21 protein-coding genes are annotated in these 26072 nt (G+C 66.6%); 10 read left to right on the top strand and 11 right to left on the bottom strand.

Going from position 1 to position 26072, the window contains the following annotated elements; genetic code table 11:
• Positions 1-531, top strand: a 531-nt coding sequence (locus tag WAW17_RS28240) for a glycine betaine ABC transporter substrate-binding protein (protein WP_422336163.1), incomplete at its 5' end; no start/stop codon positions are given.
• Here WAW17_RS28240 and WAW17_RS28235 read toward each other — a convergent pair.
• From WAW17_RS28235 to WAW17_RS28225, 3 genes are read right to left on the bottom strand one after another with little or no spacing between them, the layout of a single operon-like run.
• Positions 490-1410 carry an alpha/beta hydrolase gene (locus WAW17_RS28235; RefSeq protein WP_422336162.1) on the bottom strand — a complete coding sequence of 307 codons (921 nt, stop codon included), beginning with the start codon at positions 1408-1410 and terminating at the stop codon, positions 490-492. The genes WAW17_RS28240 and WAW17_RS28235 overlap by 42 nt on opposite strands.
• Positions 1411-1417: 7 nt before the next feature.
• Complete coding sequence (locus WAW17_RS28230) at positions 1418-2254, bottom strand: SDR family NAD(P)-dependent oxidoreductase (protein ID WP_422336161.1); 837 nt, start codon at positions 2252-2254, stop codon at positions 1418-1420.
• Positions 2251-3816, bottom strand: a complete 1566-nt coding sequence (locus WAW17_RS28225) for a flavin-containing monooxygenase (protein ID WP_422336160.1) — start codon at positions 3814-3816, stop codon at positions 2251-2253. Before WAW17_RS28225 ends, WAW17_RS28230 begins: the two co-directional genes overlap by 4 nt.
• Before the next feature lie 69 nt (positions 3817-3885).
• On the opposite strand from WAW17_RS28225, the gene WAW17_RS28220 reads away from it, so the two are divergent.
• Positions 3886-4521 carry a TetR/AcrR family transcriptional regulator gene (locus WAW17_RS28220; RefSeq protein ID WP_422336159.1) on the top strand — a complete coding sequence of 212 codons (636 nt, stop codon included), beginning with the start codon at positions 3886-3888 and terminating at the stop codon, positions 4519-4521.
• Positions 4522-4675: 154 nt separating this feature from the next.
• Positions 4676-5104: a CBS domain-containing protein gene (locus WAW17_RS28215; protein ID WP_422336167.1), complete on the top strand. Its 429-nt coding sequence runs from the start codon at positions 4676-4678 to the stop codon at positions 5102-5104.
• A gap of 148 nt (positions 5105-5252) precedes the next feature.
• On the opposite strand, the gene WAW17_RS28210 is transcribed toward WAW17_RS28215, so the two are convergent.
• The 4 genes from WAW17_RS28210 to WAW17_RS28195 all read right to left on the bottom strand — a co-directional run bounded on the left by WAW17_RS28210 (position 5253) and on the right by WAW17_RS28195 (position 14954).
• Complete coding sequence (locus WAW17_RS28210) at positions 5253-8972, bottom strand: multifunctional oxoglutarate decarboxylase/oxoglutarate dehydrogenase thiamine pyrophosphate-binding subunit/dihydrolipoyllysine-residue succinyltransferase subunit (protein ID WP_422336166.1); 3720 nt, start codon at positions 8970-8972, stop codon at positions 5253-5255.
• A gap of 213 nt (positions 8973-9185) precedes the next feature.
• Positions 9186-13004, bottom strand: coding sequence for an ABC transporter ATP-binding protein (locus tag WAW17_RS28205; protein ID WP_422336158.1), 3819 nt, complete (start codon positions 13002-13004; stop codon positions 9186-9188).
• 67 nt (positions 13005-13071) lie between these two features.
• The gene (locus tag WAW17_RS28200; RefSeq protein ID WP_422336157.1) at positions 13072-13851 is read right to left on the bottom strand and encodes an ABC transporter permease; all 780 of its coding nucleotides are present in this window, start codon (positions 13849-13851) and stop codon (positions 13072-13074) included.
• Positions 13848-14954 carry an ABC transporter ATP-binding protein gene (locus tag WAW17_RS28195; RefSeq protein ID WP_422336156.1) on the bottom strand — a complete coding sequence of 369 codons (1107 nt, stop codon included), beginning with the start codon at positions 14952-14954 and terminating at the stop codon, positions 13848-13850. Before WAW17_RS28195 ends, WAW17_RS28200 begins: the two co-directional genes overlap by 4 nt.
• A 113-nt stretch (positions 14955-15067) precedes the next feature.
• Between WAW17_RS28195 and WAW17_RS28190 the strand changes: the two genes are divergently transcribed.
• Positions 15068-16447 (top strand): glutamate decarboxylase, encoded by a 1380-nt coding sequence (locus tag WAW17_RS28190; protein WP_422336155.1) that lies wholly within the window; start codon positions 15068-15070, stop codon positions 16445-16447.
• A 3-nt stretch (positions 16448-16450) separates the two neighbouring features.
• Here WAW17_RS28190 and WAW17_RS28185 read toward each other — a convergent pair whose 3' ends face one another.
• Entirely contained in the window at positions 16451-17167 is a 717-nt protein-coding gene (locus WAW17_RS28185) for a hypothetical protein (protein ID WP_422336154.1), read from the bottom strand.
• A gap of 96 nt (positions 17168-17263) precedes the next feature.
• On the opposite strand from WAW17_RS28185, the gene WAW17_RS28180 reads away from it, so the two are divergent.
• Together WAW17_RS28180 and WAW17_RS28175 are read left to right on the top strand one after the other, a co-directional pair.
• Positions 17264-18127, top strand: coding sequence for a helix-turn-helix domain-containing protein (locus WAW17_RS28180; protein ID WP_422336153.1), 864 nt, complete (start codon positions 17264-17266; stop codon positions 18125-18127).
• Positions 18128-18131: 4 nt separating this feature from the next.
• Positions 18132-18539, top strand: coding sequence for a VOC family protein (locus WAW17_RS28175; RefSeq protein ID WP_422336152.1), 408 nt, complete (start codon positions 18132-18134; stop codon positions 18537-18539).
• A 9-nt stretch (positions 18540-18548) separates the two neighbouring features.
• Here WAW17_RS28175 and WAW17_RS28170 read toward each other — a convergent pair whose 3' ends face one another.
• Both WAW17_RS28170 and WAW17_RS28165 read right to left on the bottom strand, forming a co-directional pair.
• Positions 18549-19601: a glutathione S-transferase family protein gene (locus WAW17_RS28170; protein ID WP_422336151.1), complete on the bottom strand. Its 1053-nt coding sequence runs from the start codon at positions 19599-19601 to the stop codon at positions 18549-18551.
• 31 nt (positions 19602-19632) lie between these two features.
• The gene (locus tag WAW17_RS28165; RefSeq protein WP_422336150.1) at positions 19633-20340 is read right to left on the bottom strand and encodes a GNAT family N-acetyltransferase; all 708 of its coding nucleotides are present in this window, start codon (positions 20338-20340) and stop codon (positions 19633-19635) included.
• Positions 20341-20436: 96 nt separating this feature from the next.
• Between WAW17_RS28165 and WAW17_RS28160 the strand changes: the two genes are divergently transcribed.
• Together WAW17_RS28160 and WAW17_RS28155 are read left to right on the top strand one after the other, a co-directional pair.
• Positions 20437-21057 (top strand): PadR family transcriptional regulator, encoded by a 621-nt coding sequence (locus WAW17_RS28160; protein ID WP_422336149.1) that lies wholly within the window; start codon positions 20437-20439, stop codon positions 21055-21057.
• Positions 21054-22613, top strand: a complete 1560-nt coding sequence (locus WAW17_RS28155) for an MFS transporter (RefSeq protein WP_422336148.1) — start codon at positions 21054-21056, stop codon at positions 22611-22613. The genes WAW17_RS28160 and WAW17_RS28155 overlap by 4 nt, the downstream gene beginning before the upstream one ends.
• On the opposite strand, the gene WAW17_RS28150 is transcribed toward WAW17_RS28155, so the two are convergent.
• Positions 22567-23973, bottom strand: a complete 1407-nt coding sequence (locus WAW17_RS28150; protein ID WP_422336147.1) for an FAD-binding oxidoreductase — start codon at positions 23971-23973, stop codon at positions 22567-22569. The two genes, WAW17_RS28155 and WAW17_RS28150, sit on opposite strands and share 47 nt — an antisense overlap.
• Here WAW17_RS28150 and WAW17_RS28145 point away from each other — a divergent pair.
• Positions 23972-24778 (top strand): enoyl-CoA hydratase/isomerase family protein, encoded by an 807-nt coding sequence (locus tag WAW17_RS28145; protein ID WP_422336146.1) that lies wholly within the window; start codon positions 23972-23974, stop codon positions 24776-24778. The genes WAW17_RS28150 and WAW17_RS28145 overlap by 2 nt on opposite strands.
• Before the next feature lie 78 nt (positions 24779-24856).
• The gene (locus WAW17_RS28140) at positions 24857-26053 is read left to right on the top strand and encodes a class I adenylate-forming enzyme family protein (protein ID WP_422336145.1); all 1197 of its coding nucleotides are present in this window, start codon (positions 24857-24859) and stop codon (positions 26051-26053) included.
• Positions 26054-26072: the final 19 nt, after the last annotated feature.

The raw sequence follows: 26072 nt of genomic DNA, 5'->3' as shown, positions 1-26072 counted from the left end.
CCACAAGGGCTTTCGATAGCCGACTATGCGGGCGCCGAAGATCGCTCGGCACTGGCCGTGAGCGCGGGCACCTCGGAGCGTCGTGCTCTCAGCACTCTCGAAGAACTCGTTCCCCTGTGCCACGAGGCGATTGCGGTGCTCGCGCCGGACTTCGAATCCGGAAGGATTGCCGATCTGGAAGGCTGCGCATTCGCGCAGACATCGGAGGCGGCCGACGACGACGCCACCGTCCGCGAACTCGGCGCTCCGGACCCCGCCGGGGGCGCTCTCCGGGTGGCGGGCGTGACCACCGCCTCCCCAGAGGTGGACGCAGCGGAACTGGTGTTGCTCGCCGACGAGAATGCGGTGTTCACCGCCCAGAACGTGGTGCCGCTCTATCGCATCGGGGCGCTCGGTGAGCCGCAGATCAAGGCGTTGAACGTGGTGGCCGGTGAGCTGACCACCGCGGACCTGGCCGACATGATCGGCCAGGTCCGCGGCGGCAGCGGCTCAGCCGACGTCGCGCGGGTCTGGCTGGACGCGCATCTGTGACGCCAGGAACGCTCCGAGTTCGGCGACCGCCCCGGCAGCTTCCTTGACGAGTGACGCCTGCAAGTGGGCGACGTGCCACAGCCGCGCGTACTCGGTGAGCGTCACGTCCACGACGGACGCCTCCAGTTTCTCGACGAATTCCATGATCTGCGGATACAACACCTCCTCGAGACCCACGTGAACCAGGGTGGGCGGCAGTCCTTTCAGATTGCCGTGCAGTGGTGCGAACCCCGCGTCCCTCACATCGCCGGTTCCCAGGTACTTCGCGGCGGCGTCGGAGGACCATGCGGTGTTGATCACCAGATCGCGGTCCTTGGCGGTGTTGCGCCGCCCGGGATCCACCCACGGGGAGATGAGACCCAACGCCGCAGGAGTGACCCCGTGGTGGTCGATGAGCCGCCGCGCGGTGGCGACGGTGAGGCCGCCCCCGGCCGAGTCGCCGGCGATGGCCAGTTGCCCGGGCTCGAAACCGTGTTCGGTGGTCAGCTCGAGGTAGGCGGCGACCGCGTCCTCGAGCCCGGCCGGGAACGGATTCTCCGGAGCCAACCGGTAGTCCAGTGTGTGGACCACGCTGCCCGATTCCCGTGCGAGATGTGCCGCCAGCGAGCGATGCGTCGCGGGGGACCCGATCGTGTACGCCCCGCCGTGCAGATACAGCACCGCGGTCGGGCGGTCGGTGGCTCCCACCGTGACCCGCTCGGCGGGCCTACCGGCGAGAACCGTCTCCCGGACAACGGCACCCGGCGGCATCTGCTGCAGTGGTGCGCCGAGTTCGAGCAGTGCCCTCTGCACCCGGTAGGGCAGTCGCGCGTTGAGGCTCAACCGGAAGTATGGGCGGAGAGCCCCGGCGACAACGGTCAGCGGCAACGTGAGTGTCATCGATACCTCAGCTTCGGTTCGACTTGGGAAGGGCGCGTCCGGCGACAATCGCGACCACACGCTGGTAGCCGGACCCGACGAGGCGCACCCAGGCATCGAGAAGCTTGGCATCGGCACCGATCAGGACCCGCGGCTTGTTCTTCCGCACCCCCTTGACGATGGTCTCGGCCGCATCCTCGGCCGTGGTGCGTGCGAGTTTCCGATCGAAGAACTCGGCGAATGTGTCCAAGTCTTCACCCGCACCTGCCGTGGCGTTACGCGCGATGGCGGTCTTGATGCCGCCGGGATGCACACAGGTCACCTGGACGGGATGGTGGGCGATCAGCATTTCCTGCCGCAGTGACTCCGTGAAGCCGCGGACCGCGAACTTGGCCGAGTTATAGGCGCTCTGTCCGGGCATGGACAGCAATCCGAACAAACTCGAGATGTTCACGACGTGACCGTCGCCCGAGGCGATGAGGTGCGGCAGGAAAGCCTTGGTTCCGTTGACCACTCCCCAGAAGTCGACGTCCATGATCTTCTCGATGTCCTTGAACTCGGACTTCACGAATTCGCCGTGGTACGCGATGCCGGCGTTGTTGTACAGCTGGTTGATCACCCCGAAGTGGGCGAGTACCTCTTCTGCATAGGCGAGAACGGCTTCGCGTTCGGTGACGTCGAGGTGGTTCGACTTGACCTCGGCCCCGACCGCTTCGACGAGGCCGACCGTTTCGGCGAGACCGACGGAGTCCACGTCCGAGATGGCCAGCCGGGCACCTTGCTTTGCCAACGTGACGGCGAGTGCCCGTCCGATACCGGAGCCGGCGCCCGTGATTACGACTACCTTGCCTGCGAACTCGCTCACTGTGCGATCACCTTGTCGTCGTCGAGGATATCGGCCGCGGTCACGACCGAGGGCAGATCGGAGACTGCCACGCTGTCGTATGCACCGAGGTCGAATCGCTTGGTTTCGCTGCGGAACTGGAACGTGAAACCCGGCCACAGCGTGGTGTTGTTGCCATGCTTGTCGAGGTACCAGCTTGCGCAGCCACCGTTGTTCCAGACGCTGTGGGAGAGCTTCTCCTGGAGATCGGCGTTGTACCGGTCCTGGGCGTCCTTGCGGACCTCGATCCGCCCGATGTCGTACCTGTCGATCGTGGCGAGCGCGTCGACCAGGTAGTTGAGCTGGGACTCGATCATGAAGACCATAGACGTGTGTCCCAGACCGGTGTTGGGGCCGACGAGGAAGAACATATTGGGGAAGCCGGCGATGGTGGCACCCTTGTAGCCCTGCTGTCCACCCTCGTCGAAGACCTGCGCCAGCGAGCGGCCGTCCTTACCGTAAATGTGCTCGAAGGTGGGGGAATCAGTGACGTGGAAGCCCGTGGCGACGATGATGGCGTCGACCTTGCGGACCGTACCCTCCTTCGACACCACGCCGTCGGCGGTGACCTCGGCGATCCCGTCCGTCACCAGATCGACATTGCTCTGGGCGAGAGCGGGGTAATAGTTGTTCGAGATCAGCATCCGCTTGCAGCCGATCCGGAAGTTCGGCGTCACTTTCTTTCGGAGATCCTTGTCCCTGATCTGACGACGCAGGTGACGCTCGGCGGCGAATTGCAGCGGTTTCATGAACATCGGCGCCTTCGCGAGGCCGACGACCTGGCTCTCGCGCATCCAGTAGATGCCGGCGCGGCACAGCTTCTGGAAGCCGGGGACGTACTTGAACGCGAGGTGCTCGGCCTTCGTGTACTCGCGGTCGGCGCGGGGCAGGATCCAGGGGGCGGTCCGCTGGTAGACGTCGAGGTGCGACACCTTGCCTGCGATTGCCGGCACGATCTGGATCGCCGAGGCACCCGTCCCGATGACCGCGACGCGCTTGCCGGCGAGGTCCGCGTCGTGGTTCCAGCGCGCGGAATGGAAGATCTCGCCCTCGAAGCCTTCGATGCCCTTGATGTCGGGGAGTGCGGGCTCGCACAGTGCACCCACTGCAGACACGACCACCTTCGCGAGGAAGTTCCCTTTGGTGGTGCTCACCTCCCAGCGACTGGTCTCCTCGTTCCAGCGGGCGGACTGCACGTCGCAGCCGAACACGTGCTTGTCGCGCACTTTGTATCGGTCCGCCACCGAGCGGATGTACTTCTGGATCTCTGGCTGCGGAGAGAACGACCTGGTCCACTCCGGGTTCAGTGCGAAGGAGTAGGAGTACAGATGGGAGGGAACGTCGCAGGCCGCGCCCGGGTAGGTGTTGTCCCGCCAGGTTCCGCCGACATCGGCGGCACGCTCGAGAACCAGGAAGTCGGTCTTGCCGGCCTGGGTCAGTTTGATTGCCGCGCCGAGCCCGGCGAACCCGCTGCCGATGATGAGGGTGTCGACGTGGCGAGCACCCGCAGAGGGGGCGTAAGTATCTGTTACGGGGAGACTCATGTACGAAACAATAGGGCGCTATTGAGGGTCAGTCAATAGCTATTGACGTCCATTCAGTAGTCTAGGCCCATGGACGTCGCGAAGCGGACCCGCCTCAGCCCGGAGCATAGGCGTGCGCAGTTGATCGACCTCGGTGCGAAAATGTTGGCCGAGCGCCCACTCGAACAGGTATCTGTCGAGGAAATCGCAGATCAGGCGGGTGTGTCACGCGGGCTGCTGTTTCATTACTTCGCGTCCAAGCACGACTTCCATCTCGAGATCGTGCGGCACACGAGCAACGAGATGCTCGCCCGGACCGCGCCGGAACCGTATGCCGAAGAGGCTCAGGAGCCGATGGGAATTCTCCGCTCGGTGCTGTCGTCGTATGTCGACTACGTCACCGAGAACCGCGGCACCTACGTCTCTCTCCTCCGAGGTACCGCGAGCGGCGACCCCGAGATGAGAGCGGTCTTCGAGGAAACCCGCGCGAAGATGTCCGCCCGGACCCTCGAACAGCTCCCGGCCATCGGAGTCGAGCCCACACCCGCGGTCGGGCTCGCGGTCCGCGGCTGGATCGCGTACGTCGAGGAAGTCACGATCACCTGGCTCCGCGACCCGCAACTCACCCGAGAAGAACTGATCGAGCTGAACGTCCAGGCTCTCCCCGCCCTCGCTGTTGCCGCCGTTCCGGAGATCGCGGCCGCTCTCGGCGCGGCGCTCGGCTGATCGGGCCTGGAGTGGGCTGATCGCGGAGTATCGGCCGTCGGGTCGTGCGGTAACGACTGGATAACAATCGGAAACCTGCTGCAGCGCGGGCTTACGCTGAATAGCGCCCGCCCGTACTCGGCGGGCAGTCGAGCGGATGGATCGGGGTATCCGGATGCGGATCGCGGATGTGTTGCGTAACAAAGGGCAGATGGTGGCGACGGTTGATCCGGGGATCTCCGTGAGTGCAGCGATCGCCGACCTCGCCCGGCACAACGTGGGAGCCCTGGTCGTGGTCGAGAACGACGCCGTCATCGGCATCGTGACCGAACGTGACATCGTGCGAAAGATCCACGAGCACGGTGCGTCGGTGTTGAACGCCCCGGTTGCCGCGATCATGAGCACCTCGGTACGAACCTGTCTGCCGACCGACAGTGTCGACAGCCTCGCCGCGACCATGACGGAGCGCCGTATCCGGCACCTGCCGGTGGTGGTCGACGGCCACATGCTGGGCATCGTGAGCATCGGCGACGTGGTCAAGATTCGCCTGGACGAGTTGCAGAGCGAACGCGACCAACTCGAGTCGTACATCGACCAAGGCTGAAGGCCTTCCGGACTCGCCGCCGCTCCGATACCAGACCCCGCTCCCGCAACTTGCGAACCACCGGAAGGTCCGGATGCTACGAAGCCGGGTCGAATCCACCCCATTGGAGTGAACTCGACCCGGCTCGGTAGCAGATCGGATTCTCGAATCAGCCGAACGCTTCGTCGATGATCTCCTGCTGCTCGACCGCGTGCACCTTGCTCGAACCCGAGGACGGCGCCGACATGGAACGACGCGAGATGCGCTTGATGCCGGTGAGCTTGTCGGGCAGCAACTCCGGAAGTGCGAGACCGAAGAACGGCCATGCACCCTGGTTGGCCGGCTCTTCCTGAACCCACCGGAATTCCTTGGCATTCGGGTAGCGGTCCAGCGTCTCACGCAGACGACGGCTCGGCACCGGGTACAGCTGCTCGATACGCACGATGGCGATGTCTTCGCGGTCTTCCTTGTGCTTCTTGGCCAGCAGTTCCCAGTACAACTTGCCGCTGACGAGAAGGACGCGGGTGACCTTGTCGCGCTGACCGTCACCGGTCTCGTACGTGGGCTCCTCGAACACCGAGCGGAACTTGCCGGTGGTGAAGTCCTCGACGTCGGAGACCGCAGCCTTGTTGCGCAGCATCGACTTCGGCGTGAAGACGACCAGCGGACGGCGGACACCGTCGAGCGAGTGCCGGCGCAGCAGATGGAAGTAGCTCGCCGGGGTGGACGGGACCGCCACCGTCATCGAGCCCTCGGCGCACAGCTGCAGGAACCGCTCGATGCGGCCGGACGTGTGGTCCGGACCCTGGCCCTCGTGGCCGTGCGGCAGGAGCAGCACGACATCCGACAGCTGGCCCCACTTGGCCTCACCGGACGAGATGAACTCGTCGATGATCGACTGCGCACCGTTGACGAAGTCACCGAACTGCGCCTCCCACAGCACGAGCGCGTCGGGGTTGCCCACCGAGTAGCCGTACTCGAAGCCCACCGCAGCGAATTCGCTGAGTGCGGAGTCGTAGACCAGGAACTTGCCCGGGTTCTCGCTGCCGAGGTTCTGCAGCGGGGTGTACTCGTCGCCCGTCTTACGGTCGATGAGCACCGAGTGGCGCTGCGTGAAGGTGCCACGTCGGGAGTCCTGACCCGACAGGCGAACCATCTTGCCCTGGTCGACGAGCGAACCGAAAGCGAGGAGCTCGGCGAAGGCCCAGTCGATCTTGCCTTCGCGGGACATCTCGCGACGCTTCTCGATGACCGGTTTGACGCGTGGGTGCACCGAGAAACCGTCGGGCACGTTGACGAATGCGTCACCGATCCGCTCGAGCACCGAGCGGTCCACGGCGGTGCGGAGCTTGGTGGGCAGCGGCTGATCGAGCTCCACCGACTCACTCGGCTCGGGCTTGTACTTCTCGAGCTCGCGAACCTCGTTGAACACCCGCTCGAGCTGGCCCTGGTAGTCACGCAAGGCGTCTTCGGCTTCCTTCAGCGAGATGTCGCCGCGGCCGATCAGGGATTCGGTGTAGCTCTTACGGACGCTGCGCTTGGTGTCGATCACGTCGTACATCGCCGGCTGTGTCATCGACGGGTCGTCGCCCTCGTTGTGACCGCGACGGCGGTAGCAGATCATGTCGATCACGACGTCCTTCTGGAACTTCTCCCGGAAGTCGACGGCCAGCTGGGCAACCCAGACACAGGCCTCGGGGTCGTCACCGTTGACGTGGAAGATCGGCGCGCCGATCATCTTCGCGACATCGGTGCAGTACTCGGAGGAACGCGAGTACTCGGGGGCGGTGGTGAAGCCGACCTGGTTGTTGACCACGATGTGCACGGTGCCGCCGGTGCGGTATCCGCGCAGCAGCGCAAGGTTCAGCGTCTCTGCAACCACACCCTGACCTGCGAACGCGGCGTCACCGTGGAGCATCAGGGGCAGGACGGTGAAGCCGTCTTCGCCCTTGTCCAAGATGTCCTGCTTCGCGCGGACCAGGCCCTCGAGCACGGGGTCGACCGCTTCGAGGTGTGAGGGGTTCGCGGTGAGCGAGACCGTGATGTCGTTGTCGCCGAACATCTGGATGTAGGTGCCCTCGGCGCCGAGGTGGTACTTCACGTCGCCGGAGCCGTGAGCGGCCGCCGGGTTCATATTGCCCTCGAACTCCGTGAAGATCTTGGAGTACGGCTTACCCACGATGTTCGCGAGAACGTTGAGACGACCGCGGTGCGGCATGCCGATGACGACCTCGTCGAGCTGATGCTCGGCGGCTTGGTCGATCACGGCGTCCATCATCGGGATGACCGACTCGGCACCCTCGAGGGAGAACCGCTTCTGCCCGACGTACTTGGTCTGCAGGAACGTTTCGAAGGCCTCGGCGGCGTTCAGCTTGCTCAGGACGTATTTCTGCTGAGCGACCGTCGGCTTGACGTGATGCGCCTCGACACGGTCCTGGATCCACTGCTGCTGCTCGGGCTCGAGGATGTGGGTGTACTCCACACCGACGTGGCGGCAGTAGGCGTCGCGAAGCACGCTGAGCACGTCACGCAGCTTCATCTTCTCCTGGCCGTGGAAGCCGCCGACCTTGAATTCGCGGTCGAGGTCCCACAGGGTCAGGTCGTGAGTGGTGACGTCGAGGTCCGGGTGGCTGCGGAACTTGTCCTTGACGAACTGCAGCGGATCCGTGTCGGCCATGAGATGGCCGCGATTGCGGTATGCAGCGATGAGCTCGAGCACGCGGGTGCTCTTGTCGACGGCACCCTCCGGCACGTCCTTGCGCCAGCGGACCGGCTCGTAGGGGATGTGCAGCGCATGGAAGATCTCGTCGTAGAACTCGTCGCTGATCAGCAGATTGTGGATGGTCCGGAGGAAGTCGCCGGACTCGGCACCCTGGATGATGCGGTGGTCGTACGTCGAGGTGAGCGTCATCAGTTTGCCGACACCCATCTCGGCGATCTTCTCGTCGCTCGCACCCTGGAACTCGGCCGGGTACTCCATCGCGCCGGCGCCGATGATGGCGCCCTGGCCCTTCATGAGCCGCGGCGTGGAGCTCACGGTACCGATGCCGCCGGGATTGGTGAGCGAGATGGTGACACCGGAGAAGTCCTCGGCGGTGAGCTTGCCGTCCCGCGCGCGGCGGACGATGTCCTCGTACGCGCTGTAGAACTGCGTGAAGTTGTGGGTATCGGTGTTCTTGATCGCCGCGACGACGAGGGAACGGTTGCCGTCCTTGCCTGCGAGGTCGATCGCCAGGCCGAGGTTGGTGTGCGCGGGGGTGACCGCATGCGGCTTGCCGTCGATCTCGGCGTAGTGGCGGTTCATGTTCGGGAACGCCTTCACGGCCTGCACGATGGCGTAACCGAGCAGGTGGGTGAACGAGATCTTGCCGCCGCGAGTCCGTGCGAGGTGATTGTTGATCACGATCCGGTTGTCGAACATCAGCTTCGCAGGGATGGCGCGCAGGCTGGTGGCGGTGGGAACCTCGAGGGACACGGCCATGTTCTTCGCGACGGCAGCAGCTGCGCCGCGCAGAACCTTCGACTGGTCTTCGGCCGGAGCGGCCGCCGCCTCGGTCTTGGCCGGTGCGGTCTTCGGCGCCGGGGCCGTGGGTGCTGCGGTCTTGGCTGCACCGTTTGCGGCGGGTGCCCTGGTTGCCGCCTTGGTCTCGGGCTTCCGTGCGGGCGCCACAGCAGGCTGGGCTGCCGGCGAGGTGGTGGACGAGGCCGTTTTCGGCTCGGCAGGCTGCTGGGGTGGTGCAGTCCTCGCCGAAGTCGTGGTGGTGGTTCCGTTCGCACCCTTACCGTTGGCGGCGCCGGTCTTGGCGGCAGCGTCCGGCGAGTAATCCGTCAGGAATTCATGCCAGCTTGCATCCACGGACGACGGATCGTCCTGGAACCGCTGGTACATTTCGTCAACCAACCACTGGTTCTGTCCGAACTGGGATGTAGAGCTGCTGCTCACGGCAGGTGTTCGCCTCGTTTCTATTTCGGTACCCGATCAGAGCGCCTATATACATGAGCGTAGCCCCCGCTGGTGACGAGGAAATTGCGAGGTGCTTCCGTGTGATCTCTCTCACGAACAAGCGTTCTCACGAACAGGCTTCGCCTTGACCGATCATTCTCATACCCGGCCGATGGGGTCTCCATCGATGACGGTTCTCGACCCGAGATTATTCCCCTCACCGGCCTGCGCCGCATCCCACAGTCCCGAATAGTGGCCGCCGGCATACCTCAGCGTGCTGTGCGAGCCGGTCTCCACCACGCGGCCGCCGTCCACCACGAAGACGAGGTCTGCGCGGGCCGCAGTGCCGAGCCGGTGGGCCACCACCACCGACGTCCGGCGGCGCGTCACGTTGCTGCTCGCTTCGAGGACGAGCTGTTCGGTGGCGGGGTCGAGGGTGGCCGTCGCTTCGTCGAGCAGTAACAGGTCGGGGTCGACCAGTTCGGCCCGGGCGAGGGCGATCAACTGCCGTTGGCCTGCCGACAACCCCTGTCCGCGCTCGCCGACGCGGTGATACATGCCGCCACGGAGTTGGGCGATGACGCCCAGTGCGCCCACCGAGCGTGCGGCATCCTCGATGTCCCGACGGCTCGCGTCCGGCCTGCCGTAGGCGATGTTGGTCGCCACCGTTCCCGTGAAGAGATGCGCCTCCTGGGGTACCACTCCGAGCCGTCCCCGATACTGCCCGAGCGCGTAGTGGCGGATGTCCACGTCGTCGACGAGCACCGCACCCGACGTCGGGTCGTAGAACCGGGCGAGCAGTTTCACGATGGTGGATTTTCCTGCGCCGGTCCTGCCGACCAGGGCCACCGTGCTGCCTGCGGGGATGTGGAGGTCGATGTCGGTGAGTGCGTCGGCGTCGGCCCCCCGGTACCGGAAGCGCACGTCGTCGAGGCGCACGTCGCCGCGCAGATGCCCCTCGATCGGAACGAAGTCCTCCTGGGATGCGGCCTCGATCGAACTGGGCGTGCGGAGCAGGTCACCGATTCGGCGGAGTCCGACATCGGCCTGTTGGTAGCCGTCGAACACCTGGGACAGCTGCTGTATCGGCCCGAACAGCAGGCCGAGGTACAGCACGAACGCCACGAGCGTTCCAGCGGTCGTCTGCCCGGCGGCCACCTCGTGGGCGCCCACGAACACGACGGCCCCCAGCGCGAGATCAGAGAGGAAGGCGATGAACGGGAAGTACACCGAGATGGCCCGCTGTGATCGCATCCGGCTGCGGCGGTAGCTGTCGGCGCGTTCGGCGAACCGGCGGGCGGCGAATTCTTCGCGACGGTAGGCCTGCGCCGCCCGCAGGCCGGCGATATTCTCCTGGAATTCCGCGTTGACGAGGGAAATCCGTTCCCGGGAGAGGGTGTAGGCGGCGGAGGAGATCCGCCGGAAGATCAGCGTCGCGATCACGAGCGGCGGAATGACGGCGAGCGCCACGAGGCCGAGGGTGAGATCGGTCGCGATCAGGGCGACCGAGATGCCGAGGAGGGTCAGGACGCTCACCACCGCGGTGGACAGCCCGGTCTGGATGAACGAGGACAACGCGTCGACATCGGTTGTCATCCGGGTCATGATCCGGCCGGACAGCTCCCGCTCGTAGTAGTCGAGTCCGAGTCGTTGAAGGTGGGCGTAGCTGCGCACCCGCAGCCCGAACAGCACACGTTCCCCGGCGCGGGCGGTGAGAACGGTCATCACGGCGACAACAATCCAGCCGCCCGCGACGAGAGCGATCCCCAGGCCGGCCGCCGTCCACAGGGTCGCCGGGTCGTGGGGGACCACACCGTGGTCGATGGCGAACCGGACGATGGACGGGAATGCGATACCGGCCAGTGAATCGAGCGCGAGGAAGACGACGACGGCGAGGAGTAGCCCGCGCACGGGGCGAAGAATCCGGGACAGGCGGAAGTCGGGTTCGGGCTGCCGCAGGCTCCGGGACTCGACACCGGGGCTCTCGAGTGCGGGAGGCAGCGCCTCCACCGCGGCCCGGAGTTCGGGCGTGGCGGCCACGCTGCCCAGCGCTCCCGCCATCTGCCCTCCGCCGCCCCGGCCGCCGCCACCCCCGGGGCCCCGGCCGGGTGACGGGGTTCGGGTGGAGGACGCGGGTTCCTCCCTCTGCTCGGTGTCTGCCGGCCACAGATCGGCGTCGGCCGGCGTGCTCTGCAAGGTCGCGACGTGACCGGTGCGCGGAAATTCGGCCTGGCCGTTGCCGGAGCTGTCCGGCGAGGCGAACAGCTCACGGAAGAGCGAGCAGCGGCCGTCGAGTTCGGACACCGTTCCCGAATCGATGATCCGGCCGCCGTCGAGAACCGCGACTCGATCGGCGAGAGAGAGGGTGGAGCGTCGATGGGCGAGCACGAGTGCGGTGCGCCCGCGGTGCGCCCGCAATGCCTCGAAGATGGTGGCCTCGGTGGTGGCGTCGACAGCGGAGGTGGCGTCGTCGAGGATGAGGACCCGGGGGTCGGTGAGGAGAGCGCGGGCGAGCGCGATCCGCTGGCGCTGCCCGCCCGACAGGGTGAGCCCGCGTTCGCCGACGACGGTGTCGTAACCGTCGGGCAGTGCGCTGACGAAGTCGTCGGCCGCTGCCATGGTGGCCGCGTCCCGGATCTCCTCGGCGGTGGCCTCGGGACGCCCGAGCGAGATGTTTGCGGCGATCGTGTCGGAGAAGAGAAACGGTTCGTCGAAGACGAGGCCTACCGCTTCGCGCAGCTGATCGGCGCGCAGGGCGCCGACGTCGAACGACTCGTCCTCCGAGGTGAGTGACACCGTTCCCGAGGAGGGCGCGTAGAAGCGCGGCAGCAGCAGGGAGAGGGCGGTCTTCCCGGATCCGGCGGCGCCGACCACCGCGACCGTCTCACCTGGAGCAATGTGCAGATCGAGCCCTCGGAGGATGTCGCGCCCCGACTCGAAACCGAAGGTGACCGACCGTAAATCCACCCCGAGGGGACCGCTCGGCAGGGTCACCGGGTGTGGCGGATCGGCGACTTCCGGTTCGGTGTCGATCACCTCGTACACGCGTTCCACCGCCGCGCGGGACAGCTGCGCCAATATGACCACGGACGACAGGGTGCGGGTCACCCCGGTCATGGTGGCGACGTAGGTGGCGAAGGCCAGGAAGGTGCCGATGGTGATGGAACCGTGCAGGGCCAGGTAACCGCCGACGGCGATCACGCCGACGAGCCCGAGCTGCGGCAGTGCGGCCATGGTCGGCGCGAAACGTGAGTTGATGTGGGCCGCCCGCAGACGTTCGGCGTACAGGGCGCGACTGTGATCCTCGAGCTGATCGACCGCGCGCCGTTCCTGCCCGAATCCCTTGACCACCCGGACGCCGGTGACGGTTTCCTCGACGTGCTGCGCAAGGTCGGCGGCGCGTTGCTGGGCCGACCAGGTGGCGGCGAACAACGTGGGCCGCATCGAGTACACCACCAGGCTGACAGCGGGAACCATCACCAGCGCGACCAGCGTCAGGAGCGGTGAGAGCCACGCCATGATGATGAGCGCGAGGACGAACTGGAGTAGTGCGCCCGCCGACATCGGGACCATCGCGAGCAGTCCCTGTACGAGCTGCAGGTCGGTGATGGATCGAGATACCACCTGACCGGTCCGGATCTGATCCTGACCACGGCCGTCGAGCCGTTGCAGCGAGGCGAGCAGTCCCAGCCTGAGATCGTGCTGGACGTCGAGTGACAGCTTGCCGGCGAGCATCCGGCGCCCGAACTGGCAGGCGAATCGCACGCAGGCAAGGAGCGTGATGAGGAGTGCGACGGTACCGATCACCCGGGCGGCGCGACCCGAACCGGCAGCGTCCAGTGCGTACTTGGTCAGGAGCGGAAACGAGATGTCGATGGCCGACGCCACGACGGTGACGGTGAGCGCCCCGACCGCGACACGGCGGTGTGCCCAGCATTCTCCGCTCAACCGCTGTATCCAGCCAGGGTGTTCCGCCACTGAACCTACGTTAGCGCTGGGCGCCGACAGCGCTGCGCGGTGTCCCTGTCGAGGTGTTTGCCGCGGCTCACGTGATGTCGCGCCGGCGGGTGATCGCCGCACCGCCGAGGACGAACAGTGCGGTCCACACGAGGAGCGCGAGGGGAGCCGTGGGCCACAGGGTGAGCCACTCGATGTCGTTCCCCGCGGCGGCGTTGGCCACCGTTCCCAGCGTGGCGGAGACGGGGAGGATCCCACCAACTGCGCCGACGCCGATCCCACTGAGGATCGACCGCAGGATCATCTCGCCGAGCGTGTACCAGACCACGAGTGCGATACAGCTTCCGATGGGCGAACTGGTGAGCATCGCGAGCCCGCCGCCGATCAGTGCCCACGCCACCGCGCAGAAGAGTGCGGACCCGAGCATCGCGAAGAGGGAGCCACCGAGGTCGAAGCTGTCGCCGCCGAAGGTCAGCAGCAGCGCGACGCTCACCGTCTCCACCACGAAGCAGTAGAAGAACCCGAACGCCGCGGTGACGGCGAGCTTGGCGCCTATCACCCCGTCGCGCCCGCGTGAGGTGAGGAAGGTGGTGGTGAGAGTGCCGTAACGGAACTCGGTGCCGAAGTTGACGGCCCCGAAGAGGGCGGCGAAGAGCACCACGAGCGACAGCGCAACCGAAAGTCCGAACACCGTTGCCGCAAGGTTGGCATCTGCCGGGTCGGCCTCGAAGGCGTCGGTGAACGTTCGCAGCACCGGAAGGGTGATCGCGCTGGAGAACATTCCGACGATCAGCGGCGTCAGGCCCAGCATCCACCAGAAACGCAGTGTGGTGACCTTGCGGAACTCGGCGGTGAGAAGCGCGGTCATCGTGGACCTCCGGGGTGCGTGGGGTAGCCGGGTCCTGCCGGGTAATGCGATGGGGCACCGGGCGGTGGGCCGTAGCCGTACCCTTGCTGAGCGGGATACCCGGGCGGTGGACCGTATCCGGGGTGCGGTGGGTACGCCTGCGGCGGACCGTAACCGGCCGGTGCGGCAGCGCTCGCGCCCGCCACGTACTGGCCCGCTGTCATCGACAGGAAGAGTTGCTCGAGGTCGATGTGTTCGCCGACCGCTCCGAAGATCGTCACGCCTGCTTCGTCAGCAACCGACTGCACGACGTCGAGCGAGGCGCCGACCACCGCGAGCCGTCCGTCAGCGAGGGACCGGGAATCGACGATGCCTTTGGCGGCCAGTGCGGTCGCCAGTGCCGGCGGACTCGACGACGCGACGAGGACCCTGCTCTGCTGCGACTTACGCAGTTCGTCCATCCGGCCCTGGTAGACGAGTGCGCCGCGGCTGACGATCACCAGGTTGTCGACGGTCTGCTCGACCTCCCGCAGGATGTGGCTCGAGATGAGCACAGTCCGGCCGGATGCGGCGAACCCCTTCAGAAATTCCCGGAGCCAGGCGATGCCCTCGGGGTCGAGCCCGTTGGCGGGCTCGTCGAGGACGAGGATCTGCGGGTCGCCCAGCAGGGCGGTAGCCAGTGACAGTCGTTGGCGCATGCCGAGCGAGAATCCGCCGGCCTTGCGCCCGGCGGCTTCCTCGAGACCGACGAGTGCGAGCACCTGCCGCGCGCGGGCGTCCGGCAGCCGGATGGCGGATGCGTAGATTTTCAGATGGTCGAGAGCGGTCCGGTTCGGATGCAGGCTCTGCGAATCGAGGACCGCACCGACCGTGCGGGCGGGGTCTCTCAGTGCGCGGATCGGAAGACCCGCGACCGCGGACGTGCCGGACGTCGGCCGGACGAGGCCGAGAATCATCCGCAACGTGGTGGTCTTGCCTGATCCGTTGGGCCCGAGGAAGCCGGTGATGGAGCCCTGCGGGACGGTGAAGCTCAGATCCGACACGGCTTGGACGTTCTTGAAGCTTTTCGACAGCCCCCGCACCTCGATCGGTGCTGCGAAACCGCCCGGAATTGCTGTGGTCAAGCCGTCCTCCCCTGACACAATCGATGGGAACCGGTTCGAGACTACTGGTTCGGGACTGCTTGGCTGCCATGACGATCTTCACCCACTGCCGGTACCAATCGATTGGGGCACACATGAGCAAGCACCATCACCACCGCGACGTACTCGCGCCGGCATATACCGGGCGCATGTCCATCGATCCGTTCCCCGCCCTTCGGTTGCCGGACGACGAGGCAGACCCCGAGGCCGCCTATCGCTTCATCCACGACGAGTTGATGCTCGACGGTAGTTCCCGTCTGAATCTGGCCACATTCGTGACCACGTGGATGGATCCGCAGGCCGACAGGCTGATGGCCGAGACGTTCGACAAGAACATGATCGACAAGGACGAGTACCCGGCGACGGCCGCGATCGAGTCACGGTGCGTGTCGATGGTGGCCGACCTGTTCCATGCCCCTGGGCTGTCCACGACCGATCCGGCCGGCGCCACCGGTGTGTCCACTATCGGCTCGAGCGAGGCGGTGATGCTCGCCGGACTGGCGATGAAGTGGCGGTGGCGGGCGCGGCACGAGGAAGCGGGACAGGACGCGACCCGTCCGAATCTGGTGCTCGGCAGCAATGTTCAGGTGGTGTGGGAGAAGTTCTGCCGGTATTTCGATGTCGAGCCCAAGTACCTGCCGATGGCGAAGGGCCGCTACATGATCACACCCGAGCAGGTGCGCGAGGCGGTGGACGAGAACACGATCGGAGTGGTCGCGATCGTCGGCACCACCTACACCGGCGAACTGGAACCGGTGTCCGAGATCGCGGATGCGCTCGACGAGGTGGCTGCGTCCGGCGGCCCCGATGTCCCGATTCACGTCGACGCGGCCAGCGGTGGATTCGTGGTTCCGTTCCTGCACCCGGAGTTGTTGTGGGACTTTCGTGTTCCACGGGTGGTCTCCATCAACGTCAGTGGGCACAAGTACGGGCTGACATACCCCGGTATCGGGTTCGTGGTGTGGCGCGGACGCGATTACCTGCCCGAGGGTCTGGTGTTCCGGGTCAACTACCTGGGTGGCGACATGCCCACGTTCACCCTCAACTTCTCGCGTCCCGGCAACCAGGTGGTGGGGCAGTACTACAATTTTCTGCGACTCGGCCGCGCCGGCTACCGGACGATCATGGAGACACTGCGCGACACGGCGGTTCGTGTGGGAAAGCGCATCGCCGCGCTCGGGTACTTCGAGCTCGTGACGGACGGCAGCGACATACCGGTGATCGCGTTCCAACTCGTCGGGGATCGGGGATTCACCGTCTTCGACGTGTCACACGAGTTGCGGGCCCGCGGCTGGCAGGTGCCCGCCTACACCATGCCGGCTGATGCGGAGGATGTGGCGGTACTGCGGATCGTGGTGCGCGAAGGGTTCAGTGCGGACCTCGGAACAATGGTGGCCGACGCCATCGAGGAAGTGTGCACAGAACTCGAGAGGAAGAACGGTGGCCACTCGACCGAGAAGCATTTCGCACACTGACCCTCAGGACTCGCGTGCGGAGTCCACGGATGCAGGCAGGGTGTGCGGCCACTGTGACGGCGCGGGACCGAAGGCCTCGCGCGCATTCCTGACGACGCCCTTGCCGATGGCCCGGTTGCCTGCGCCGCCGATTGCGGCGCCGATGCCGGCCGGGACGAGTTTGCCTAAGATCAGTGCGCTGCGACGGGCCGCGTACTTGGTGACGAACTTGCGCAGGAGCGTCTTGTTCATGCCGCGCAGGGTCGGGCCGGGTACGCGGCTCGTGATGGCCCCCGCCCAGTTCTTGACCGTCAGTCCCGTCGCCTTCTCGACGATCTCCATCCCCGACTCGCCGAGCGCCACCGCCAGCACCAGCGCTCGCCGCTGCTGATGATCGGTGGCCCGGACGCCGTGGACCGAGGCCGCGGCGAGCGTCAGCAGTGCTGCCGCCTCGAGGAAGAACGCCGATTCGGCGCCCACGGCGGCGATCGACGCCACCGTGCCGACGCCCGGTATCGCGGCGGTGGCGCCCACCGCGCTTCCGCTGCCCGTCACGGCCAGCAGGAACATCTTCTCCATGCGTTCGATGATCTGGGCCGGCGATTCGTCCGGGTGGGCACGCCGTACCCGATCGACGTACTTCGCCACGGCAGGAGCCTGGAGGCGACTTCCGTTGTCGAGGACGGAGACGAGTGTCTTCTCGATCCGTCCACCGTCCGCACGTCGCGTGATGTCCGCCATCGAAGCTCCCCTCGTGTGCCTGTTGCGCGTTCCACCCACGACTGTATGCGAGCCGACGGTGTGGTCCGGACCGGCGGGGTTTCCTACCCTGGGAGAGTGAGCGTCGCAGAGAGCGCCGAATCCGACGCTGGAACGTCGCACGGAGCGTTCGGGCACCCGGCCGAGCCGTTGCGTCGTCTCGTGGCGGGATACGACGGGTACCGGCTCGAGGGTTTCGAGCCCGGCATCCATCTGGGTCTACCCGCGCCGCAGCTCACGGTGGTCGTCGCGCTCGACGAACCCCTCGAGATCGCGGAGCAGGCGGTGGCAGAGCAGGCGCCCGGGCGCTACGACGCACTCGCGAGCGGCATCGCGACCTCGCCGGTCACGATCCGGCACGACGGCTTTCAGCACGGGGTCCAGCTGGCGCTCACCCCACTCGGCGCCCGGGCCCTGCTCGGTGTGCCGGCCGCGGCTCTCGGCGCGTGGGTGGTCGGACTCGGCGAACTCCTCGGCCCCGACTCGGACGAGTTGATCGATCGGATGTCCAGGCACACCGGCTGGGCGGAACGCTTCGAGATCCTCGACGACATCCTGCTCCGGCGAGCATCTCCGGTAGAGATCGATCCCCATCTTTCCCGGGCGTGGCACCTGCTCACTCGGGACGGCAGGGTCCGGGTGGCCGAGGTCGCGCAGGAGGTGGGTTGGAGCAGAAGGCATCTCGTCAACAGATTTCAGGCCGAGTACGGGGTTGCACCGAAGGATGTTGCGCGGTTGACCCGATTCCACCGCTCACGACGGATGCTCCGAGCGTCCGCCCGGGCCACTCTCGCGGAGGTCTCCGCGGGATGTGGTTACTACGACCAGGCCCACATGGCCCGGGACTGGCGCGCCCTCGCCGGGATGGCGCCGTCGGTGTGGCGCGAGGTCGACACGTTCTCATTCGTCCAAGACCGGGACAGCGACGACAACGCACAGTAGAGCCATGACTACCACAGCGAAAAACTCACAAAGGACCACGACCGTCTGGCCCACCCTCGTCTACGGGGACGCGCGGGCCGCCATCCGCTTCCTCGTCGACACATTCGGTTTCGACGAGAAGGCGGTGTACGGCGAAGGCGATCGGGTGGACCACGCCCAGCTGGACTGGCTCGGTGGCGGCGGGATCATGCTCGGTTCCCCTCGCGAGGGATCGGTGCTCGCGGATCTGCCGGCGGGGGTCGGCTCCGTCTACCTCGTTGTCGACGACCCGGATGAGATGTATCGGCGGGCCGACACCGGTGGTGCGACCATCGTCCGGGGACTCCGGGACGAGGACTACGGTTCTCGCGGTTTCACGTGCCGCGACCCGGAGGGTGTGTTCTGGAGTTTCGGCACGTACGCGGGGGAGTGACCGATCCGGTCACACTCCGTTGCCTGCGGGGACCAGCTCCGCGGGCTTCGGCGGTGGCGGCGGTGTGCCGTCGCCGAATGGGCGGGCGCCGAGCCCCTCGCGTCCGTGCGGGGTGAGCCAGCCCGACAGGTCGGGGCCCTTCGGCACGATCCGCGTGGGATTGATGTCGGTGTGCACGATGTAGTAGTGCTGTTTGATCTGGACGAAGTCGACGGTGTCGCCGAACCCGGGAGTCTGGAACAGATCTCGCGCATAACCCCACAGCGCGGGCATCTCGCTGAGCTTGTTCCGGTTGCACTTGAAGTGCCCGTGGTACACGGGGTCGAAGCGGGCGAGGGTGGTGAACAGCCGCACGTCCGCTTCGGTGATCGAGTCACCCACGAGGAACCGGCGCGTGGTCAGTCGTTCCTCGAGCCAGTCCAGACGGGCGAACAGGCGGTCGTACGCACTCTCGTACGCCTCCTGGGAACCGGCGAACCCGCATCGGTAGACGCCGTTGTTGACATCCTCGAAGACGAGACCGGCCACCTCGTCGATCTCGTCGCGCGCGGTCTCCGGGTAGAGATCCGGCGCACCCTCGCGGTGGTACCGCGTCCATTCCGACGACAGATCGAGGGTGATTTGCGCGTAGTCGTTGGTGACCACCTTCCCGGTGGGCACGTCGACGATCGCCGGAACGGTGATGCCGCGGGGATAGTCCGGGAAGCGCGCGAAGTACGCGTCCTGGAGGCGCGGAATCCTCAGCACGGGATCGACACCATCCGGGTCGAGATCGAATGTCCAGCTTCGCTTGTCATGGGTGGGACCGCACAGGCCCATGGACAACACGTCCTCGAGTCCGAGCAGTCGCCGCACGATGATCGCCCGGTTGGCCCACGGGCACGCCCTGGCCGCCACGAGTCGATAGCGTCCGGGTTCCACGGGATAGCCGTCGCGGCCGTCGGCCGTGATACGGGTCTCGATGTAGTTGGTGTCGCGCGTGAATTCCTCGCCGGGTTCGACGTACGCGCCCGCCGTGCTGTCGTCGCCCGCCGTGCGTCCGTCGCCCGTCGGATCTGTCATGGTGCCTCTGTTTCCCTGCATCCTGGTTTCGTCACAGCGAAGTTCGCGAGAGTGCGACGGTGATATGTGTGCCGAGTTCCCGGTATCCGATGTGCCGGGACAGCGCGCGGGACGCCCGATTGTCGCGCGGACTGCGCCACTGTGCGATGAGCCCGCTGTCGAGTGCGTCGTCGGTGGCGATCCCTGCGATCGCCGCGCCGAACCCGCGTCGGCGCACCGCAGGAGCCGTCAGCACGCCGAGATCGGCAAGGAATCCCTGGAACTCGCTGTACCCGGCGGCGCTCAGGGGTTCGTGCGCGTCGTCGAGACTGGTGAACCAGCGAGCCCGTCCGCCCAGATTCGCCTCCGCGACGTCGTCGGGCGGGCACAGTGATTCGAGGCTGCGCACTTGCTCGAGGTCGTGGGCGACCAGGGGCTGCGTGCTTGCCTCGCGATACTCGGTGCCGTATGCCAGGACAACGGGGCCGGCGCAGCGACCGGAGCGGTCCTGGGTGAGTGCGAGCCAGGCGGCGGGTTCCCGTAACTCCTCGTCCGTGCAGGGATCGGCGCGCTCGACGGCCCACCCCGGTCCGACGAGCGCCGAGGCCGAACCGAGGCGCAGGAACTGGATCGAATCGGCGCTCTCGTCGGCGCGTGTCACCCGATTCCCGCCGGCCGGGTCGGCGCTGAGCGCGTCATCGGGCAGGCCCAGCTCCCGCGACCAGGCGAGCCGAACGATATCGAAGTGATGGGAATCCACGCTTGTACGGTAGTCCCTTGTCTCGGCCGGCCTGAACCCCTATATTTCGTACGGACTATTCGGTGTGGACTATCAAAGGTTGCGGAGGTCGGGATCGTGACACTGACACCGCTTGCCGTCACTGTCCTCGGGTTGTTGTGCGAGCGGACGATGCATCCCTACGAGATGTATCAACTCGCGTCGGCCCGGCGAGGACGCATCGTGAAGGTCCGGCCGGGATCGCTCTACCACACCGTGAGCAGGCTCGAGGCCGGTGGACTGGTGCGCCCCGTCGGCACCGGCAGGTCGGGAAACCGGCCGGAGCGCACCATGTACGACATCACGGACGAGGGACGGACGACTCTCGTGCGGCAGGTGAGCGACATGCTGGCCGTTCCGGGCCGGGAGTTTCCGCAGTTCCCGCTTGCACTGGCGGAGGCGCACAACCTCGACGTCCACGCCGTCGTGCACCTCCTTCGTGAACGAATCGCCCATCTCGGGCACGAGATCGAGGACCTCGAAGCGGCTTCTGCGCTCGGCTGTTCGGCCGAGACTCCGCGGATCTTCCTGCTCGGGAACGAGTACCTCACCACCGTCGCCCGGGCGGAACGCGACTGGCTGTGCGCCCTGGTGAACGATATCAGCTCCGGTGAGATGCCTTGGCTCACAACGGAAATGGTCCATACAACGACCACTGCACGCCGGGTCGATTCCGGCTCCACGAAGGACTGGCGATGACCACCGAAAGTACGACTTCACCCAATCCCTGGCGCGCCTTGTGGGCACTGGTGATCGGTTTCTTCATGATCCTCGTCGACAGCACGATCGTGTCGGTCGCGAACCCGGTGATCATGAAAGATCTGCATGCGGACATCAACAGTGTCGTGTGGGTCACGAGCGCCTACCTCCTGGCGTACGCGGTGCCGTTGCTGATCACCGGCCGCCTCGGTGACCGGTTCGGCCCCAAGAACACGTATCTCGTGGGGCTGGTCCTGTTCACCGGCGCGTCGCTGTGGTGCGGTCTGTCCGGCACCATCACGATGCTGATCGTCGCCCGCGTGTTCCAGGGTCTGGGCGCCGCGCTGATGACACCCCAGACGATGGCGGTGATCACCCGGACGTTCCCGCCGGACCGGCGCGGTACGGCGATGGGCCTGTGGGGGGCGGTAGCCGGAATCGCCACGCTCGTAGGCCCTCTCGCGGGTGGCGTGCTGGTCGACGGCCTCGGCTGGGAATGGATCTTCATCGTCAACGTTCCTGTCGGTGTCGTCGCGTTCGTGCTGGCGTGGCGCTGGGTTCCGGCTCTCGAGACCCACCAGCACAAGTTCGACATCCCCGGTGTGATCCTCAGTGCTCTCGGAATGTTCCTGCTCGTGTTCGGCATCCAGGAAGGCAGCTCCTACGACTGGTCGGTACTGGTGTGGTCGTCGATCGGTGCCGGTCTGGTGCTTCTCGGTGTGTTCGTCTGGTACCAGTCCTGGAACCCGAACGAACCGCTCCTGCCGCTGAGCCTGTTCAAGGATCGCAACTTCTCCCTCGCCAACATTGCCATCACCACGATGGGTGTCGCCGTCACGACCATGGCGTTGCCACTGATGTTCTACGCGCAGTCGGTGCGCGGTCTCTCGCCCACGCAGTCGGCTCTACTGCTGGTGCCGATGGCGGTGCTGACCGGTTGCTTCGCACCCTTCGTCGGCAGACTCGTGGACCGCACCCATCCGCGCTACATCGCGGGTTCGGGATTCCTGCTGTTCGCGGTCGCGCTCGGCTGGCTTGCCCTTGTCATGACGCCGGAAGCCGCGGTCTGGGAACTGCTGTTGCCCATCGGGCTGATCGGATTGGCGAACGCGTGTATCTGGTCGCCACTGGCAGCGACTGCCACACACAACTTGCCTCCCCATCAGGCCGGCGCAGGCGCGGGTGTCTACAACACCACCCGCCAGGTGGGAGCGGTGCTGGGCAGCGCCGCGATCGGCGCGCTCATCACCGCCCGCCTTGCCGCACAGGGATTGACGAGCGGGGGCCGGGAAGGCGGAACGGACGAACTCCCCGAGTTCGTGAAAGAACCTTTCGCCACGGCGATGTCGCAATCGGTGTGGCTACCCGCGGCGGTCCTGCTCATCGGATTCGTGGCTTCGCTGTGTTTCGCCCGACCGACGCGTGAGGGCGATCTGGTCGGTGCCGATGTCCGTGTCAGTTCCGGCGACGCCGTCAGTTCCGGAGACACCGTCAGTTCCGGAGACACCGTCAGTTCCGGAGACGCAGCCGCGGAGGGAAGATCACTGCGGGGTTGAGGTAGTCGTCGGGGTCGAACGCGCGCTTGATCGTCCACATCGCGTCGATGTCCTCGGGGCTGTACGCGAACTCGAGGTATTCGCGGTTGTGGGACCCGATGCCGTGTTCGGAGCAGATGTTGCCGCCGTGATCACGCACGAGTTCGAGGATCGGACGGCGGAGCGCCGTCTCGTCGGGGCAGCGAAGCACGTTGAGATGGAGATTCCCGACGGCGAAGTGTCCGAAGAGCACCGGGATGGCGTCCGGTGCGCGCTTCGATATGAAGCCGACGGCGTCCTCCACGAAAGACTCGAACGCCTCCAGCCGGAACGCGGCATCGAATTTCACCGGCGGGCCGAACAATCCGACCACCTCGGCGAACGCCTCGCGGGCCGCCCATACCCGGGCTCGGCCGGTCGCGTCGACACCGACCGCGGGTTCGTCTGCGGGTTCGCAGCCGCCGAGCGCCTCGGCGAGTTCGTCGGTGCGGTCCCGATCACCCGAGAGTTCCACCAGGAGATACCACGGCAGTTCGTGGGGGACCCCGGCTCCCAAACGGGTGGCGGCCAGTTCGAGTCCCCGGCCGTCCAGTAACTCCAGGGCGTCGACGCCGCCCAGTCGGCGCAACCGACGTCCGGCATCGATCAGTGCCGATAGCTTCGCGAAGCCTGCCAGGGCGGTGACACCGCGGAGCGGGGTCGGGTGGAGTCGGAGGTCGGCGGCTGTCACCACCCCGAGGGTGCCTTCGCTGCCGACCCACAGCGCAGGCAGGTGGTAGCCGGAGTTGTCGGCGGGCACCCGCGTGGTCCGGTGCACGAAAGAACCGTCGGGTAGGACCACCTCGAGTCCGAGTGCCTGGTCGAGCATGTTGCCGTAGCGGATCGTGTGCAGCCCTCCGGCATCGGTCGACAGCATGCCGCCGATCGTGGCTGAGTCGCGGGAGGAAAGGTCGACGCCGAACAGGAGCCCTTCCCTTCGCGCCGCCTTCTGGAGCCTGGACAGAACCACACCCGCGCCGACGGTGACCCGCAGGTCCTCGGTGTCGACGGCACCGACGTCGGTCAGTCGCTCGGTGGAGAGCAGTACGTCGCCGTGTTCCGGAACGGCACCGCCGACGAGCCCGGTACGTCCGCCCTGGACGGTGACCTGCGCCCCCGCCCGGCGGCATACGATCAGCACGGCCGACACCTCCGCGGCGTCGGCCGGCCGGACCAGGGCTCCGGCGCGCCCGGTGCAGCGGCCGGTGTGATCGGTGGCGCGGGCGGCCAGAACACCGGGGTCCACGGTCACGAACCGCTCTCCCACGGCGTCGGCCAGCCCTGCGCGCAGGGAGCCCACACTCCGATCGTAGGCGAGACCCGTGTGGCAGTCTGACGCCATGACCGATCCCGCAACCTCACCGCATCCCACGCGCCTCGAACGCATCCGCAGCGAGCACGGCGCCGAGATCGCGGTCCTCACTTTCGCGCACGGCCCGCTGAATTTGTTCGATCAGGCGATGTTCGACGCGGTGACGGCGGACGTCGCCGCTCTGACGATCAATCCGCCGCGTGCGGTGCTGCTCCGGGCCGAAGGCAAGGTCGTCTCGGCCGGAGTCGACGTCCACCTCTTCGACGGGCTCACCGCCGAGCAGGGTGCCGAACTGTGGCAGCAACTGTTCGCCGAGATCTGCCATCCGCTCGAGGCCTTGCCGTGTCCGGTGGTGTACGCCGCACACGGGCTGACGCTGACGGCCGCTTTCGAGATCGCGCTCGCCTGCGACATCGTCCTTGCAGCGCCGAAGGCCAGGTTCGGACTGGTCGAGACGGTCGTCGGTCTGACGCCGTCGATGGGTGGACCCCAGCGTCTGGCCGAGCGGGCCGGATCCGGGCGGGCTCGCGAATTGGTGATGACCGGCGACCTGTACGACGCGGCCACGCTTCATTCCTGGGGTGTGGTCAATGCCGTCCACGACGATGTGGACACGGCGGCTCGTGCACTCGTCGCGCGCCTCGCGGACGGGCCGACCCGCGCACACGACGCCACCAAGCAGATCATCTCGGCGTGGCGCTCGGGTGGAGTCGCGCATGCGGACGCGATCACGCCCGCGGTGTCCGGTGCGCTGTTCGACACCGAAGACCTGGCAGGTGCGGTCCGCAGCTTCCTCGACGTCGGACCGGGCAAGGCCACCTATCGGGGGCGATAACCTCCGCGGTTGCCGTCCGCGATTGTGACCGCCGTCATATAGTCGGAGGCAGCACTGTTGTCGCCAGCGGAGGTGCAGATGCCGTCGTCCCTCGTCGAATACCCCTGCAGCCGGTCGTTCTTCCATGACGCCAGGGTGACGCGCGGCCGCGACGGACTGCTCCGGTACGACGGGCTGGGTCCGTCCCTCACCGAATTACTCGATGTGGCGGCGCACCGCTACGCGGGACGAACCGCCGTCGAGGAAGTGGACGGGGCGTCGCTCACGTTCTCGCAGCTGTGGACGTCCGCGGCTCGGGTCGCCGGGGGATTGAAGGCGAAGGGCATCGAGATAGGCGATCGCATCGCCATCCGGCAGCCCGTCGGCGTGCGGTGGGTGCAGGCCTTCCTCGGGGCCCTCCTCGCAGGGGGCGTGCCCGTCGGTGTGAATCCGGCATTCGACGAGGCCCGAACCGATGCGGTGCTCGCCGACAGCGAGTCGGTGCTGACTCTCGACGGGGAACTCCCCGACGGGACCTCGTTCATCGACGACGGGGCGAGCCCCGAGGAGTTGGTGCTCCTGTCCTATACCGGGCGAACAGGGGAATCACCCGCAGGTGTCGAGCTCAGTAACGAGAACGTGCTGTCCACCATCGAGTCGGTGGTTCACGCACGCGGTTTCAGTTCCGAGGGCCTGCGGAATCTGCTGGTCGATCCCGACCTGCACACCGTGGGGTCCGTCGTCGAACTGTTGTCGACCTTGGTCGTGGGTGGCACAGTGTTGCTGACCACCAGCACGGAGGCGTCGTCGTGGCGGGGGACGGGCGCCGATGTGCTCACCGCGGCTCCCGCTGTACTGCTGCGTGCACTCGACAGTTCACCCGTCACGAGTTTCGGTCGCCGGGCCGTGCGGTGGATCGACTACAGCGGGTCGGGCCTGTCGCTCGAGCAGACGTGGTTTCTGCGCAGCACCTTCCCGGCGGCCCGGCACTTCCTCGGCTGGGGGATGACCGAGACGTGCGGTGCCGGGCTCGCGCTGCCCGACGAATGCGGGCTGAGCCACGCGGGGAGTGTGGGCATCGCGTTCGGCGGTATGGAGGTGGCGCTCTTCGGCCCGGATGCCGAACGCGGTTTCGGTGAACTGCTCTGTCGCGGACCGGGAGTCACGCGCGGGTACTGGAATCGGCCGGAAGCGACGGCGCAGCGTTTCACGGCGGGTTGGTTCCACACCGGCGACACTGCCAGTATCGACGGCGACGGATTCGTACGTATCACCCCGCGGGATACCGCCGCATGACCGCGGCTGAAAGGCCGGC

The organism is Rhodococcus sp. (in: high G+C Gram-positive bacteria), from assembly GCF_049286785.1.
GTDB lineage: Bacteria > Actinomycetota > Actinomycetes > Mycobacteriales > Mycobacteriaceae > Rhodococcus_F.
Note: the sequence above shows the minus strand (reverse complement) of the source record. Positions and strands in the feature narration are given on the sequence as shown.